The 14,775-nt window shown below is 50.2% G+C and carries 20 protein-coding genes; 19 read left to right on the top strand and 1 reads right to left on the bottom strand.

Annotated elements, in window-relative coordinates:
- Positions 1–27: 27 nt before the first annotated feature.
- A complete protein-coding gene (locus tag CLOSA_RS17890) occupies positions 28–336 on the bottom strand; it encodes a helix-turn-helix domain-containing protein (protein ID WP_013274146.1) in 309 nt (102 codons plus the stop codon).
- A 145-nt stretch (positions 337–481) separates the two neighbouring features.
- On the opposite strand from CLOSA_RS17890, the gene CLOSA_RS17885 reads away from it, so the two are divergent.
- The 19 genes from CLOSA_RS17885 (at position 482) to CLOSA_RS17800 (ending at position 14,766) form a co-directional block, all read left to right on the top strand.
- On the top strand, positions 482–1,318 hold the full coding sequence (locus tag CLOSA_RS17885; RefSeq protein WP_013274145.1) for a hypothetical protein: 837 nt from the start codon (positions 482–484) through the stop codon (positions 1,316–1,318).
- A 100-nt stretch (positions 1,319–1,418) separates the two neighbouring features.
- On the top strand, positions 1,419–2,096 hold the full coding sequence (locus CLOSA_RS21925; protein ID WP_330362229.1) for a DUF7768 domain-containing protein: 678 nt from the start codon (positions 1,419–1,421) through the stop codon (positions 2,094–2,096).
- Positions 2,093–4,378, top strand: coding sequence for a VirD4-like conjugal transfer protein, CD1115 family (locus tag CLOSA_RS17875; protein ID WP_013274143.1), 2,286 nt, complete (start codon positions 2,093–2,095; stop codon positions 4,376–4,378). The genes CLOSA_RS21925 and CLOSA_RS17875 overlap by 4 nt, the downstream gene beginning before the upstream one ends.
- On the top strand, positions 4,350–4,712 hold the full coding sequence (locus CLOSA_RS17870; RefSeq protein ID WP_013274142.1) for an Mbov_0395 family pilin-like conjugal transfer protein: 363 nt from the start codon (positions 4,350–4,352) through the stop codon (positions 4,710–4,712). Before CLOSA_RS17875 ends, CLOSA_RS17870 begins: the two co-directional genes overlap by 29 nt.
- A gap of 157 nt (positions 4,713–4,869) precedes the next feature.
- The gene (locus tag CLOSA_RS17865; protein WP_242647820.1) at positions 4,870–5,085 is read left to right on the top strand and encodes a DUF6133 family protein; all 216 of its coding nucleotides are present in this window, start codon (positions 4,870–4,872) and stop codon (positions 5,083–5,085) included.
- 74 nt (positions 5,086–5,159) lie between these two features.
- On the top strand, positions 5,160–5,435 hold the full coding sequence (locus CLOSA_RS17860; RefSeq protein WP_013274140.1) for a SpoVG family protein: 276 nt from the start codon (positions 5,160–5,162) through the stop codon (positions 5,433–5,435).
- Between the two features lie 57 nt (positions 5,436–5,492).
- Positions 5,493–6,335: a conjugal transfer protein TrbL family protein gene (locus tag CLOSA_RS17855; RefSeq protein WP_013274139.1), complete on the top strand. Its 843-nt coding sequence runs from the start codon at positions 5,493–5,495 to the stop codon at positions 6,333–6,335.
- Between the two features lie 13 nt (positions 6,336–6,348).
- Entirely contained in the window at positions 6,349–6,561 is a 213-nt protein-coding gene (locus CLOSA_RS17850; RefSeq protein WP_013274138.1) for a hypothetical protein, read from the top strand.
- A gap of 137 nt (positions 6,562–6,698) precedes the next feature.
- Positions 6,699–7,160: a hypothetical protein gene (locus CLOSA_RS17845; RefSeq protein WP_013274137.1), complete on the top strand. Its 462-nt coding sequence runs from the start codon at positions 6,699–6,701 to the stop codon at positions 7,158–7,160.
- Positions 7,161–7,247: 87 nt separating this feature from the next.
- Positions 7,248–7,571: a hypothetical protein gene (locus CLOSA_RS17840; RefSeq protein WP_013274136.1), complete on the top strand. Its 324-nt coding sequence runs from the start codon at positions 7,248–7,250 to the stop codon at positions 7,569–7,571.
- 11 nt (positions 7,572–7,582) lie between these two features.
- Positions 7,583–9,292 carry a DNA cytosine methyltransferase gene (gene dcm, locus CLOSA_RS17835; RefSeq protein ID WP_013274135.1) on the top strand — a complete coding sequence of 570 codons (1,710 nt, stop codon included), beginning with the start codon at positions 7,583–7,585 and terminating at the stop codon, positions 9,290–9,292.
- Positions 9,289–9,618 (top strand): MT-A70 family methyltransferase, encoded by a 330-nt coding sequence (locus CLOSA_RS23795; RefSeq protein ID WP_456300572.1) that lies wholly within the window; start codon positions 9,289–9,291, stop codon positions 9,616–9,618. The genes dcm and CLOSA_RS23795 overlap by 4 nt, the downstream gene beginning before the upstream one ends.
- Entirely contained in the window at positions 9,546–9,863 is a 318-nt protein-coding gene (locus CLOSA_RS23790) for an MT-A70 family methyltransferase (RefSeq protein ID WP_456300571.1), read from the top strand. Before CLOSA_RS23795 ends, CLOSA_RS23790 begins: the two co-directional genes overlap by 73 nt.
- Before the next feature lies 1 nt (position 9,864).
- Positions 9,865–10,656: a hypothetical protein gene (locus CLOSA_RS17825; RefSeq protein WP_013274134.1), complete on the top strand. Its 792-nt coding sequence runs from the start codon at positions 9,865–9,867 to the stop codon at positions 10,654–10,656.
- Positions 10,640–11,206, top strand: a complete 567-nt coding sequence (locus CLOSA_RS17820) for a prepilin peptidase (RefSeq protein WP_013274133.1) — start codon at positions 10,640–10,642, stop codon at positions 11,204–11,206. Before CLOSA_RS17825 ends, CLOSA_RS17820 begins: the two co-directional genes overlap by 17 nt.
- Positions 11,207–11,231: 25 nt before the next feature.
- Positions 11,232–12,083: a Flp pilus assembly protein CpaB gene (gene cpaB, locus CLOSA_RS17815; protein WP_013274132.1), complete on the top strand. Its 852-nt coding sequence runs from the start codon at positions 11,232–11,234 to the stop codon at positions 12,081–12,083.
- A gap of 18 nt (positions 12,084–12,101) precedes the next feature.
- Positions 12,102–12,953: a hypothetical protein gene (locus CLOSA_RS17810; protein ID WP_013274131.1), complete on the top strand. Its 852-nt coding sequence runs from the start codon at positions 12,102–12,104 to the stop codon at positions 12,951–12,953.
- Positions 12,953–13,426, top strand: coding sequence for an XF1762 family protein (locus CLOSA_RS17805; RefSeq protein WP_013274130.1), 474 nt, complete (start codon positions 12,953–12,955; stop codon positions 13,424–13,426). Before CLOSA_RS17810 ends, CLOSA_RS17805 begins: the two co-directional genes overlap by 1 nt.
- Entirely contained in the window at positions 13,411–14,766 is a 1,356-nt protein-coding gene (locus CLOSA_RS17800) for an ATPase, T2SS/T4P/T4SS family (RefSeq protein WP_013274129.1), read from the top strand. Before CLOSA_RS17805 ends, CLOSA_RS17800 begins: the two co-directional genes overlap by 16 nt.
- Positions 14,767–14,775 lie beyond the last annotated feature (9 nt).

The raw sequence follows: 14,775 nt of genomic DNA, 5'->3' as shown, positions 1-14,775 counted from the left end.
AAGTGGCTGCCTTGTTAGGGCAGCCGTTTACTTTGCCATCAGCTTTGCGAAATGGAGAACCGCATCAGCCTTTTCTTGATTCAGCACACGGACACTTTCTATAAGTTCCCGTTCGTATGCAGTGGGGTACAGCACATCGTTACTTTCGTTATAGAATTCCGAAATCGTTGTGCCAAGGCGTTTCAATAGCTTTTCAAGCACAAGCACAGACGGCTGGCTTTCGCCTTTCTCAATTTTGCGAATATAATTTTCCGATATGTCAGTTTCCTTTGACAGCTTATAAACACTAATGCCCCTTTGCGTTCGGAGCTGTTTGAATTTTTGAGCTAAATCCATCGTTATCCTCCTATATTCTATACTTCTTTTATTATGCTGTATAACACAACAAAATATAAGATAACGATAGTGGTTGATTATACGGATATATAGTTGTATTATCTAGGTGTAGTTGAGCAACCCATCAGATAAGGAGAGTGATTTTATGAACCATCCAAGTGGAGAGTCGATTTGGGGCAACATCAATACTGCCCTTGAAATCGCACTGAATATTTATGTTATTGTAGCAACAGATGAAAACGGCATTGAGCGTGAGGGGATTATGGTCCCGAAAGATAAGGCCAAGGAGGTATTGTCGGACAAAGCCATTTCCATGGCAGAGCAGGACGGGGATTGGCTCTGCTACGGCGAGGACATCAAAGATGTTCCCATGTATGAAATGCTTCAGCGGCGTGTGGCCGCCTGCAAGCGCATGGAGGCCAAGGCGGTGGAGATGATGGAGGAAATCAGGCGTGACGGCAAACTGCGTCTGACCGATTACTTTGGCGAGTGCGCCCCGCCTGCCCAGCAAGAAAAAGACAGCACCCCTCCTGTTCAGGTGAGAAACGGTATCTATTTCGTACAGTCAGGCGGACAGGATTTCTTTGCTGTCCATGAGGCAGTGGCTGATAATTTCATGTCTGATATGGCTGTAGCCTTTGGAACCCGTCAGGGCGAATATCTGCTTTACGATCTGACCACCGCCGTTGTCCCTCTTTTTGAACTGCGCCAGCTTTATGAGGAAGTGAGTGACCTGATTGTTTCCGAGGACAGCCTGCTGTCTACGCTGAACACAAACTTCAAAACCTATGTTTTGTACTATAACGAGCTGATTCAGGAGGAGGCGAAAATCCCGCCTGTGAACGCTCCTGCCAGCCTATTCCTGCAAAAGCAGCTTGACCGGTCAGCCAATGAGCCGGAACACACGGATTTCGAGGAAAATGTCGCGAAGGAATCCCATGATCATAGCGAGGAATCCGAGGACTTCGGCTATGAGCCTTAAAATTTGAATTACCAATAGAATAACGGCAACCGCCCCCCTGCACCGCATTGATGGTGCAGGGGGGCATTTTTTTGTTTTTCAGGAGGTGAACAACTTGAACATGGTGTATATCGCAAGTCCCCTGCGTGGGGACTATAACACCAATATTAAAAATGCTGTGGAGTATTGCAGCCTTGCAGGGGAGCAGGGTGTCCTTCCCCTTGCCCCTCACATCATTTTCAGCCAATGGTGCAACGATACCATTCCTGAACAGCGTGAAAAAGGCTTGCAGCTTGGCCTTGCCCTGCTGGAAAAGGTCGATGAACTTTGGGTCATGGGAACTGAATTCAGCCAAGGGATGCAGGGAGAGGTTGAATTTGCTCTGAATCACAAGATACCGATATTTTTCGTGACCCACCCCCATGACCCAGCTTACTACCCTGTCAGTGCCGATGAAAACAGGCTTTTAACTTCAGTTGACTGTACCCCCGAAAGCAACCGGGAAAACTACGAGGGGCAGCTTGTGGTACTTCGGCATGAACATCTAAAGCCGGAGTATAGGACACCCCGCAATCAGATATGGACTGTCACCCATGGCCCCGGCTGTCGCCCGGATTATGTCCACAGTGATACCATTCACCTAACGCACCCCGTGGACGGGGATCGTATGGCTGTTGGACGAGGTGAGGTATGGGGAGTTGCGGCGCCGGAGGCTTTGGCGTGGATTAGCAATGCTTACTCTGAGTTTGACGCCACCCTGCTCCCCGGTGCTACACCGGAAGGGGAGCTTTGCCGATGAAGAAAAAGGAAAAGCTCATTTTAGGCTCCATCATCATTGGCCTTGGCACAATTTTCAACCTGTTCTTTACTGCGGCTCTGCATGGGCTGCTGTCGCATCGGGTCCGCACCTTGACTTTACTCCCGTTATGGGATTGTATCACAGGGCTGTTTACCCAGCGCCAGCAGCTTTTGTTGTTCTTATCCTTTGAGGGATTTCTGTGCCTATGCTGTGTCCTGTTTTGGGTGCAGAACAACCGACCCTATCAAAGTGAGCTTGTGCGGGTAGCCGAGGACATTTTTACTCCTGCCCCGGTAGGACAGTATCAGCACGGTTCGGCCCGGTGGCTGCGGGAAGAAGAAAAAGGCAAGGTGTTTGGAACACAGGTCATCCATCCGGCGCATCCCATTATTCGCAAGCTGCTGGACACAGGATTTGATGATCTGCCGTTTGTGAAGAAAAGCGAAAATGAAGGTATGCTTTTAGAGCAAGTGGAAACCGGGCAAGGTACGGCGGCACAGGACGAATCCGTCACACTGCCTGTTCCTATAAATCCAAAGGAAGAAAAGGAGGACATGATACAGGATGAGGACTTTGAAACGGTGGATTATGACCTTGCGGCTGCGCATTTAACCAAGGGACAGCCGCAGGATACCCCGGCTGTCCCACAGAATAAACCGGAGAAAGAGAAAGCAGACCCCTACAAGCTGTTTAATGAGGGCGGCATCGTGGTAGGCACGGAGAAAATCAGAGCGAAAGAGCTTGGAGAGCCGTCCGAACGGCTTTACTACATTCCCGATGATACCCATACCCTGACCATCGGCGCTACCCGTTCCGGCAAGACCCGGTGCCTTGTCATCCAGTCCATCTGCCTGCTGGGGCTTGCCGGGGAAAGCCTTGTCATCAGCGACCCCAAGGCCGAACTGTTTCATTACACCTCGGTATTCCTTAAAAAGCTGGGCTTTGAGGTAATCTGTCTGGATTTTAAGAACCCTGAAAAGAGCACCCGTTACAATCTCCTTCAGCCGGTCATTGATGCGGTCAACAAGGGTGACATGGAGCGTGCGGAAATGTATGCGTGGGATATTACCAACATCCTTGTGGGCAATGATGTTTCCAACGAGAAGATTTGGGAAAACGGTGAGAAATCCACCATAGCAGCGGCGATTCTCTGTGTGGTAGTGGACAACAAAAAGCGGCCAGAGTATCAGAACCTGACCAATGTGTACTGGTTTATCGCGGAGATGAGTAAATCCGTGGGCGGCAAAACTCCTATGAGTGAGTACATGAAAAAGCTACCCAGCAGCCACCCGGCACGGGCGCTCATGTCCATTGCCGAGGTTGCGCCAAGCCGCACCAAGGGCAGCTTTGATACCTCGGCACTGACTACCCTACGCCTGTTTACCAGCCGTTCGGTCTACTCTGTCACCCATAAGAGCGACTACAACATTTCGGAGATCGGGCAGAAAAAGCAGGCGCTGTTTATGATTCTGCCGGACGAGAAAACAACCTATTACCCTATTGCCAGTCTAATGGTATCCCAGCTCTATGAGTTGCTGGTCCGTCAATCCGATCAGCGGGGCGGCAGGCTGGAACGCCGGGTCAACTTTGTGCTGGATGAATTTGGAAATTTTACAAAATTGAATGATTTTCCAAATAAATTGACAGTGGCGGGCGGACGAGGGTGCAGATTTAACCTCTATCTGCAATCTTTTGAACAACTTTCCCTAAAATACGACAAAGAAACGGCGGCTATCGTTAAATCCAACTGCCAGACATGGATTTATCTGCAAGCGGATGATAAGGAAACCTTGCAGGAGGTATGCGACAAGCTGGGTAAGTACACCACCAGCGCCTATCAGCTTTCCAGCCAACATGGAAGGTATGTCAATCCATCCAGCTCCCACAGCATCAGCCTTGTGGCAAGGGAGCTTTTGACAACGGACGAAATCCGTAGAATCCAGCGACCGGCACAAATTGTCATCAGCCGTTCCCATCCGGCTATGATGAACGCTCCCGACCTGTCACAGTGGTATTTTAATCAGATGTGCGGATTGGGCGGCAAGGAGCATAACCGCATGGTGCGGGAAGTAAGGGAAGCAGCCCGGCCGGTTCTATCTGACATGACAGGCGATATTCCCCTGTGGAACATTTGGGTGTATTACGCCAAGGATTTGCAGATGAAAGAAGCCCAGCAGAAGTCACAGGCGTTTGCTTCTCAGATGGGTGCAATTTTTTCAGAAAAAGGGTTTCGGAAAGGAGGTTCCAAACACAGTGAAAGTGAAGATGGAACAGATGATTAAAAAAATCAGAGCCAAAGGTAAGGCGGTGAGTGCAGTAGCGCTCACCGCTTTTCTCATGCTTCAAAACAGCACGGTGGCCTATGCCGCCGGGATTGGCGACAGCCAGATAGCCAAGGGTACGGAAAAGCTCATTCAGGACGCCACCACATGGCTGATGATTCTGGCTCCCGTGGTGGCGGGTCTGCTCATTATCTATTTCTGTATCAGGCGAAGCGCAGCGGACGAGATGGATCAGAAAAAATGGAACAACCGCATTGTGGTTGCGATTGTGTCCTGCATCGGTGCGGTGCTGGGCAGCGCCACCCTCAATATCATCATCGGCTATTACCAGTAAGCCGATGAACCCTTCGGTATAAGGCCGGGAAACCTCTCCCGGCGTTATCATAACTCAAAATCTATCAATGAAAAGGAGAGCAAACACGATGAAAAACTTTATGAACAAGGTCATTTCCAAGGTAAACGATGTGAAAGAAAAGGCGAAGGACACCGCCATGGCGGTCGTTTGGAAGCTCCAGCAACTCAAAGCAAAATCCGGTGCGGTTCTTGCCCAGCAGTCCGGCGAGGGCTTTGTGGACACTGCCCTCAAGATTTTGATTTCTGTGGTGATCGGCGCCCTCCTTCTGGCCGGGCTTTATATGCTGTTCAACGACACTGTACTGCCTACGCTGGTTGAGCGCGTCAAAGAGCTTTTCAATTACAGAGGGTAAGACCCACAATGACCCATGCTGCCGTTATGATGCGGCGGCACGGGATTTTTATAAAGGTAAAGGAGAAATTGAAGATGAAAGTAACCGCTAAAATCGTTGCGCATTTGAGTGACGAAGGCAGACTCAAGGCCATTGCCACGGTCTGCTTGAACAACGAGTTTCTGATTACCGGGGTGCGCATTGTCGAATGCGAAAAAGGCCCCTGCGTATTTATGCCCAGCAGGAAAACCAATGCCGGGGATTACCGGGACATTTGCTTTCCCATCACGCCGGAGCTGCATGGTCAAATCAAAGACACCGTGCTGGAGGTTTACCATAGCCAAGGGGAAGAAACGGTCCCGGCAGAGTAAGCCGCACGGAATTTATGCCCTGCGGGAGATCCCGCAGGGCAAGGAGGTGATGTTCGATTGGAAGTAATTCTTGTACTGCTGATTGTTGCGATTCTAAACGGCGCGGTGATATTCATTGATGAAATGCTCTCCGGTCTTGTTCCCATGACATTAAACGCCGACCAGTACATGACGGCGGTAGGCGGCGGCAGTATGGTGAGCGTGCTGTTTGATATTCTGCTGGGCTTTGGCGTGTCCCTCATTATCCTCAAATTTCTGAAAAAAGGATTTGAGTGCTATGTCATGTGGACGGACGGCGACCCGGACGCAGAACCGGCCTATTTGGTCATTCGTTTTATCCAGGCCATTGCCGTGGCGGTCTGCTTTCCGGTCATGTACGGCTGGCTTGCCGAGATCACGCAAAGCCTGACGGATGAACTGATGGCGGCAATCAGCGCAAGCACAGGCTATAACTGGCAGGCTTGGGTAAACGGGATCAGCTCACTCGGACTGGTGACAGCCATTTTCGGGTTGGTTTTCGTGATATGCTACTTTGTGCTGTATTTCCAATTCCTGATGAGAGGGCTGGAAATTATGATTCTGCGCATTGGCCTGCCTCTTGCCTGCGTCGGCTTACTGGACAGCGACAAGGGCATTTTCAAGACCTATATCAATAAATTCTTTCAGACCACCTTTGCGGTGGTGGTGCAGATATGCCTTTGCAAGCTGGGTGTCGGCATGATGATGAATGTAAGCATAATGAATATCTTTTGGGGCATTGCCTGCATCGTGCTTGCCATCAAGACCCCTCGTTTCCTCAGTGAGTTTATGGTTCCCACCGGCGGAGGCGGCGCAGGTGTCATCAACAATATGTATCATTCCGTCCGCCTTGTGGGTATGGCAAAGGGTATGGTCAAGTAAAGGCGGTGATGAAATGATAACCCTCGACGATATTTCCACGGCGGTCATTTCCCTTATCCGCTTGGGTGCGGTGTTCCGCTTTATTTACTGCATGATCTGCCTGCAATCGGCAGAGGAAGAACAGGCGCGGTATAGGAAGCGGGCGAAAAACACCGTAGTTTTCTATGTGATCGCCGAATGTATCTGGCAGATCAAAGAGATTGTGTTCTACTATTACAATATATAGGTACAACTCATCTTTTTCCGAACAAAATATAACTTGACAAACAAATAAAACTTTGTATTGACAAAGGCAATAATGTGAGGCAATATAAACATAGCAAACAAAAAATAATTTGTTCGTCGAAGGAGGAAGATTGAAGTATGTATAACTATATTGTGAAACTAGAAATTGCAAATGACAAAAAAAGAGAGGAGTTTGATTTAAGAACTATCAAATCAGAAATCCAGAAAGCAATCGACAAGTACCATGCGTTGAAAACAGTCCGCAACAAAAAAAGTCTAACATTTAGCGTTGAGCAGAAGGTTCTCGAAATAAAAATTGAGTCCCCAGTACAACTTGATGTTCCTAGTAAAGCGTTGGCAAAGTTCACACGACTGTTACTCGAACTATCACCGGCTCTTGCTGGCACAATTAACAATGGGCGTGTATTTCAGTCAGTGCAAACAAGCATTCCCCCCAGCGATATAGATCGAATATCGTCATGTGATACGTTAAAAAAGATAATTGATTTATTCTGCGGGGAATTGCAAACAAACGCAAACTTGGAATTACAACGGAAGATTAAAGCCTTACTTTTTAATGTCGAAGAAGTGATAGACTAAGTTATACCCTCACAGCACTCTCAAAGTATTTTTGACTTTGAGAGTGCTGTTTTTATAAATGAATTTTTCGTGAAGGAGGTTCTCTATGTGTTAAACGATATCAATCTGTACATTCCCACCGGCGTAAAAGCCGAAAATGAACTGTTTAACGGCTTCGGAAAAAGGGAGCTTTTTCAGAGCATCATCGGCTCTTTGTTCGGCGGTGCTGTGGCGGCTCTTTTGTGGCTGATTGCCGGAAATGTGGCGCTGACCGTAGTGGCAGTCCTGTCCGGCATTTTCGGTTCGGTGATGATGTGTACCAAAGACCAGAACAATCAAAGCGTGGTTGACCAAATCGGGGATATGCTCCGGTTTCGGCGCAGCCAGCAGATTTACCCCTACCGTATGCAGGATGAATGGGGTATGAGATAGGAGGAAGCATTTTGACGTTTCTTGACCTTTTTGCAGGAATCGGCGGATTCCGTAGAGGTCTCGAAAGAAGCGGACATACCTGTGTCGGTCATGTCGAAATTGATAAATATGCAAATAAAAGCTATATGGCAATGTACGAGCTTGCACCTTGTCCTTATCGGGAAGATGCAGGCTCTAATTTTTCTATGATGTGTAAACCGGAGGTGAGAAAAAACTGTGATGGGAAAAACTGCACAGGCGAATGGTACGCCAAAGACATTAAACAAATCCGAGCAGGAGAAATTCCAAAAGCTGAAATCTGGACTTTTGGATTTCCTTGCACTGACATTTCCATCGCAGGACGCATGGAAGGTCTTAGAGGAAGCCGAAGCGGACTGTTTTTTACAGTCGTTGGCCTGCTCAAAAGCGCGAGTCCCGAAAATCGACCCCAGCGGCTTATCGTTGAGAATGTTAAGCATCTGCTGTCAAGCGAGAATGGCGGGGCATTTACCACCGTTCTCGCTGAACTATGGGAAGCTGGGTATGACTGCGAATGGCAGGCCGTCAATTCAAAGCATTTCGGCGTTCCCCAGCACAGGGAGCGAGTGTACCTTGTTGGACATTTTGGAGGAATCCGTGGACGAAAGGTATTTCCTATCGGCGGAGCAAACACGGCGCCTGTTAAGCAGCTTATCGGCGGAAGCCAAGGAAAACGGGTCTACGACATAAACGGTGTTTCCGTGACTCTGACAGCGGAGGGCGGCGGTTTTGCCGGACGTACAGGGCTTTATGCCGTGTCCGTCAACCGCAAAGAAGGAATTATCGAGGCTATCAATCAGGCCCATACCCTGACCGCCAGCGACACCCGTGGTCTAAACCGCAATCAGGATCAAAATGCTGTGCTGTCAGAGATTGCACCCTGTGCGGCGTTCACCGCCTTCAATCAAGATATCAAGCAGAGCGATCATGCGGGAGGTATTGTCTGCTTGGGCAATACCAATCCGAGCGGCAATGGTATGAATGGAAACGTATACGGTACGCAAGGCCTTTCACCAACACTCACGACGAATAAGGGAGAGGGATTAAATGTCGCCGTTCCTGCACAAATCCATACTTGTGCCGCTTTTATTGATATGAATGAGGATGCGGAGCTGACGCAAAACGCCCGGTGTATCCGGGCAAGGCAATATTCAGGCATTGGCAACCACCGGGGGGAAACCTCCGGTGTCTTTTTATGCCACGGACACCCGGACTGCGTGATGGCAGTTATCACTCCCGACCGCATGGAAAAGCGGCAGAACGGCAGACGGTTCAAAGAGCCGGGAGAACCCAGCTTTACACTGACAACGCAGGATCAGCACGGCATCCTGCTGTGCTGCTGTGAGGGGTGGAAAGACGGTCTGCCTATCAGAGAGGATAAAAAAGACGGCTGCACAATGGCGTATCCCGGCGACGGAATCAATCTGGCCTATCCCAACAGCCATAGGAGCAGAGGGCGTGTCGGCCGCCAGTGTTCCCAAACCCTGATGACAGGCGGGAGCATGGGCGTTCTCCTATGCTGCCGTATCCGCAGGCTGACGCCGAGAGAGTGCTGGCGGCTGCAAGCCTTTGAGGACTACCTGTTTGAACGTGCAAAAGCGGCAGGCATCAGCGATGCCCAGCTTTACCGACAGGCTGGAAATGCCGTTACGGTCAATATTGTCTATGAGATTGGGGTGCGCCTGCCGGGTGGCTGCCTATGAGGTTTTCTGTTCTTTATGTAGACCCACCGTGGTCTTATAAGGTTTATTCCCAAAAGGGACAGGGGCGCAGCGCCGAAAACCATTACCATACCATGAGCGCCGAGGATATTTTTAACCTTGATGTGGCAGGGATTGCAGATAAGGACTGTGTGCTGTTTCTGTGGGTGACATTCCCTTGTCTGCTGGAGGGGCTGAAAGCCATTGAGCGTTGGGGGTTTACTTACAAAACCCTCGGCTTTTGCTGGGTCAAGCGGTGCAAAAAACAGCAGAAAAATGGTTTTGGGGACTTGGCTTTTGGACGAGAGCCAACCCCGAACTGTGCCTGATCGCATCGAGGGGCAAGCCGAAACGCTTATCCAAAGCGGTTCACTGCATTGTAGATACGCCGGTGGAATACCATAGTAAGAAACCGGATGAGGTGCGCCGCCGTATTAAACAGCTTATGGGGGATGTTCCCCGTGCAGAGCTGTTTGCGAGGCAGCAGTATGACGGCTGGGTGTGCCTTGGCGATGAAATCGACGGCCTTGATATACGGGAAGCTATTAAGCAAGTCAAAGAAATGGAGGGATGATATGGCATTTGAAGAACGGCTTTCGCTGCTTCTTTCTAAAGCTCATGACGATTACAATGAAATGGTACGAACCGCCAATTTTATGGACGGCGATGTGGAAGAACTGGCGGAAATGATTACTACGGCAAGGCAGCTTCTGACCCATATGGAGTCCTCACTTTCGGGATGTTATTCCGATGTGGAGGCTCTTTTGTTTTATGGCAGACCCTTGACGGCAGCCTGTGAGCAGATTAAGGAAAATGGCGGTTTCCTGTGGGACGGCCTAATAGAATATTTCGACCGTTTTATTCTGGATACCAAACAGCATATCGGAGAAGTATTGGCACAATGGGACGCGCTGCCCATGGATGAAATGGAACGGGCAGAAAACTACCGTGCCATGGTACAGCGGATCACCAGCTATCAGCAGGAAGAAGAACCGAGGCTTATACAAAGAGAATACTGGCAAAGTGAGTATGATGACAAGCTGAAGAATGACTACGCAGATTGTCAGGAGTACCTGAAACGCTATGAGGAAATCCGGGGTAAGCCGAACATCGAGTTTGAACACTTGATTACCGTCCTGTATCAGCATATGAAAGAATTTAATCGCTTCACGGATACACAACTACAGGCTATGAGTAGATTAGATGATCCGCTTACATCTACTTACCGTTGTCTGGTCTGCTTTGGAGAAAAAGCTACCGACAAGGAAACTCTCGACCGAATTATCTTAGGAATGGCCAATGCGCGCACGACAATCTTAGCACAGAAGCAGAAAATGCAGGAGCAGACCGATGAACTGGAACGCTGACGGCTGGAGTCTTTTTCTTGCCTGCCTGCTCCTTGCCCTGTTTGCAGGAAGCCTGTGCGACATGGCCATCAGCAGAATACTAAAGCAATCCGCACCGAAAACCGCCGTTCTCAGTATGACTGTGACGGCGGTTTTTCTCTGCTTGTACGGATTTACCCCAACGGCTCTGCGCTGTGTCCTGCTGTGCCAGGTCCTGATGGTGGCCGGGGTCTTTGACCTTATGACCTATGAAATCCCCGACTGTCTGCATTTGATGATTGCCATGGCAGGGCTGATTCACTTTCAGCCCCTGCCTGCGCTTTTGGGTTTTCTAATCGTCCCCTTGCCATTCCTGATTGCCGCACTGAAAACGGAAAAAATCGGCGGCGGTGATGTAAAGCTCATGGCCGCCAGCGGCTTTTCCCTCGGCGTAACAGGCGGTATCTGGATGATGATATGGGGGCTTGCAATCGCCCTGCTTTGGAACCGTGCATTTTGCAGGGAGCAAAAAAGCCTGCCCCTTGCGCCGTTTTTAGCTTTCGGGGCATTCCTGACCCTTTTCCCAACTTAATAACGATATGGAGGATAACAACAATATGAAAGATTTACTTAAAAACAGAATTGTGGTGGGGCTGCTGTGCATTATCACAGCCCTCATCATTTGCTTCGGCTTGACACCCATGTTCAATAATGCGCTCCAGTCCAAAGTGGAGCTGGTGCGTGTCACCACTGAAATTAAAAAAGGCGATGAAATTACGGCAGGCATGATTACCGCCGTGGAAACCGGCGGCTACAATCTGCCCTCTGATGTGATCTATAAAAAAGAGGATGTCATCGGCAAATTCGCCAATGCCGACCTCTACAAAGGCGATTACATTTTGAAAAGCAAGCTCTCCGATACGCCCCAACTAAAAAATGAATATCTCAGCGGACTGGACGGCACGAATAGAGCTATTTCCGTCACCATCAAGAGCTTTGCGGCCGGTTTGTCCGGCAAGCTGGAGCGTGGGGATATTGTCTCCCTGATTGCCAGTGATGTGGGCGAGGCCCGAAAAACCCTTATCCTTGATGAATTGCAATATGTTGAGATTATCGCCACCACCGACAGCAGCGGCAACGACCGCAATATTCAAGAGCAACCCAAGGACAACGAGGATACCGAGCTTGCCAGCACCATCACCGTTCTTGTCACACCGCAGCAGGCAAGGCTTCTTGCGGAGCTTGAGCAGACGGGAAAACTTCACGCCGCCCTGGTCTATCGTGGCGGTGCTGAGAACGCACAGAAGTTTTTGACCGAGCAAGCCAAGCTGCTGGAGGCCCTGTATCCTGTAAAAAGCGAGGGCTTAACCTATGAAACCGAAAATAATGACAGCACCGGGGCACCGGCTCCCGACAGTGTGGCCGGGGGTGTGTCTGCAAACGGCAATATTCCAGATACACAGGACTAAGAAAGGGAGGCCAAAACCATGGAAGAAAGCAAAGTAATTGCCGTCATGGGAAGTCAGGGCAGCGGTAAAACCACCGCTGCCCTAAAACTTGCCCTTGCGCTTTCGGCGGCGAAGAAGAATGTGATTGTGGTATTTTGCGACCCCTTTACGCCGGTGATCCCTGCCGTACTTCCCGCCCATGTTCCGCATGATACCTCGCTGGGAAACCTTTTGACGGCTCCTGCGCTTACACAGACCACTATCCTGAACGCCTGTGTGCCTACGGAAAAAAGCGATTATATCAGTCTGCTGGGGTATTGCGCAGGAGAAAGCCTGATGCACTATCCGCAGATCACAAGGGAAAAAGCAGTGGAGTTTTTTGTCCTGCTCCGCTATCTGGCAGATTACATCATCGTTGACTGCACATCAACCTTTGAAGCAGACCCGGCATCCATCGTAGCCATTGAACTGGCGGACAGGGTGCTGAAGCTGGGAACCGCCAACCTGAAAGGTGTTTCCTATTATCTGACCCACAATCCCATGCTGGCGGACAGCCGGTTCCGTAAGGATACCCATAGCACCGTTATCGGAAATCTCAAAACAGGACAGGATTGGGAGGCTGCGGCACAACAGCTCGGCGGCGCGGATTTTGTGCTGCCCTATGCACCTGAGCTGGAACAGCAGTTTGACGAACTTGCCCTGCTGATGCCACTGACACAGACGGAAAGCGCAGGGTATTCGGCGGCAATCCAACGAATTTTGGGGATACAGCCGGAGAAATCCAAACCCAAGGTCACATCTGAAGCTGCCCCGGCATCACAATCCCCCAAAAAAGCAAAGAGCAAGATAGCCTTTCGACTTCCCTTCGCCAAAGGCCGGGGGGAGTTTTGATGCTCTCCACCGGGCATATAGAGCTAAAGGACGCCAATGCCTATGTGACGCAGCACCACCGCCACCATAAAGCCGTAAGAGGACACCGCTTTTCTCTTGCCTGCTATGAAAATTACAGGCTCTGCGGTGTTGCCATTGTAGGCAGACCTCGATCACGCCGCATTGACCAGCACATGACCGTGGAGGTACTGCGGCTTTGTACGGACGGAACACGCAATGCCTGCTCCAAACTGTACGGAGCCTGCCGCCGTGCGGCGAGGGCATTGGGTTATGGCAGGCTCATCACTTATATTTTGGATGGAGAAACCGGAAAAAGCCTTTTGGCAAGCGGCTTTTCCTATTGCTACACCAATAAAGGCGGAAGCTGGAACCAACCGGGCAGACCGAGAACCGATAAGGCTCCGGTCTGCCCGAAACATTTATATGAAATCATCCTGAATCGAAGGGAGGACGTAAATTGCAAAATGTCTTAAATATTCATAACAATGCGGGATTGATGGGCGGAGAAATCCGCCTGCGCCCCTTTGCCGAGGTCTTGAAGGATGTGCAGGAGTACATCACCAAGAACTATGCAGACCAGTTAAAAGATGACCCGGAGCAGAGCCGGACGCTGATCGGCAGCTACATCCGCAAATATCTTGAGGAAAAGCAGCTCGGCGTGGACGGCACGGAACCGGAGGAGCTTGCCGAACTCCTGTATGGAGAAATGACCGGCTTTTCCTTTCTCTCTAAGTACCTCTATCGTGATGATGTAGAGGAAGTGAACATCAACCAATGGGACGATGTGAAGGTCATCTATGCAAGCGGCGAGGTACTCCCCACCAAGGAGTCCTTTACCTCACCCCAGCACGCCCTTGATGTCATCAAGCGTATGCTGCACAAGTCCGGCATGATACTGGATAATGCCAAGCCCTATGTGATTGGCCATCTTTCCAATAAAATCCGTATTACCGCCACATCCCCCGGCATTGTGGACGAGGACAAGGGGCTGTCCGTGTCTATCCGTATCGTCAACCCCCGAAAGCTCAAAAAAGAGGAATTTGTCAGCTATGGAACTGCCACCGCCGAAATGCTGGATATGCTTTCGGTGTTTTTTAATTATGGCGTTTCCATGTGCATGACCGGGGCGACTTCCTCCGGCAAAACGACGCTGATGAGCTGGATACTCGATCAGATACCCAACGACAAGCGCCTGATTACCATTGAAAAAGGCTGCCGTGAGTTTGACAGCGTAAAGCGTGATGAATTGGGCAGGGTCCTTAATAATGTCATTCACTTCATTACCAAGGAGTCCGACGATCCCAAACAGGTGGTGTCCATGGTGAAGCTCTTGGAGCTTGCCCTTACCATGCACCCTGATTTTCTTGTGGTGGCGGAAATGAAAAGCGAGGAAAGCCTGCAAGCCATTAAAGCGGCAAACACCGGCCATACCTCCCTGACCACCATTCACGCCAACGGCTGCGAGGATACCTATTACCGCATGGCGGCGCTGTGCAAAGAAAGCAGCTCCATGGATGACGCTACCTTGATGGGACTTGCCACAAGGGGCTTTCCCGTGGTGGCCTTTGCCAAGAAGCTGGAGGACAACAGCCGCCGCCTGATGGAGATTGCCGAATGTGTGAGTGTAAAGGCGGGCGCGCCCATGATGCGTACCCTGTACCGCTTCAATATTACCGATACACTCACGGAGAATGGAAAGCCCAAAATCATCGGTCACTATGAAAAGGTTCACGAACCGTCTGAGAGCCTGTGCAAGCGGCTCCGAGAGAATGGTATGCCGCTGAAATTACAGCAGCGGCTTTTAAGTGCGTAAGGGAGGTGC

The sequence above is a fragment of the [Clostridium] saccharolyticum WM1 genome (assembly GCF_000144625.1).
Classification (GTDB): domain Bacteria; phylum Bacillota; class Clostridia; order Lachnospirales; family Lachnospiraceae; genus Lacrimispora; species Lacrimispora saccharolytica.
This window is presented reverse-complemented; position numbering and strand designations above follow the sequence as displayed.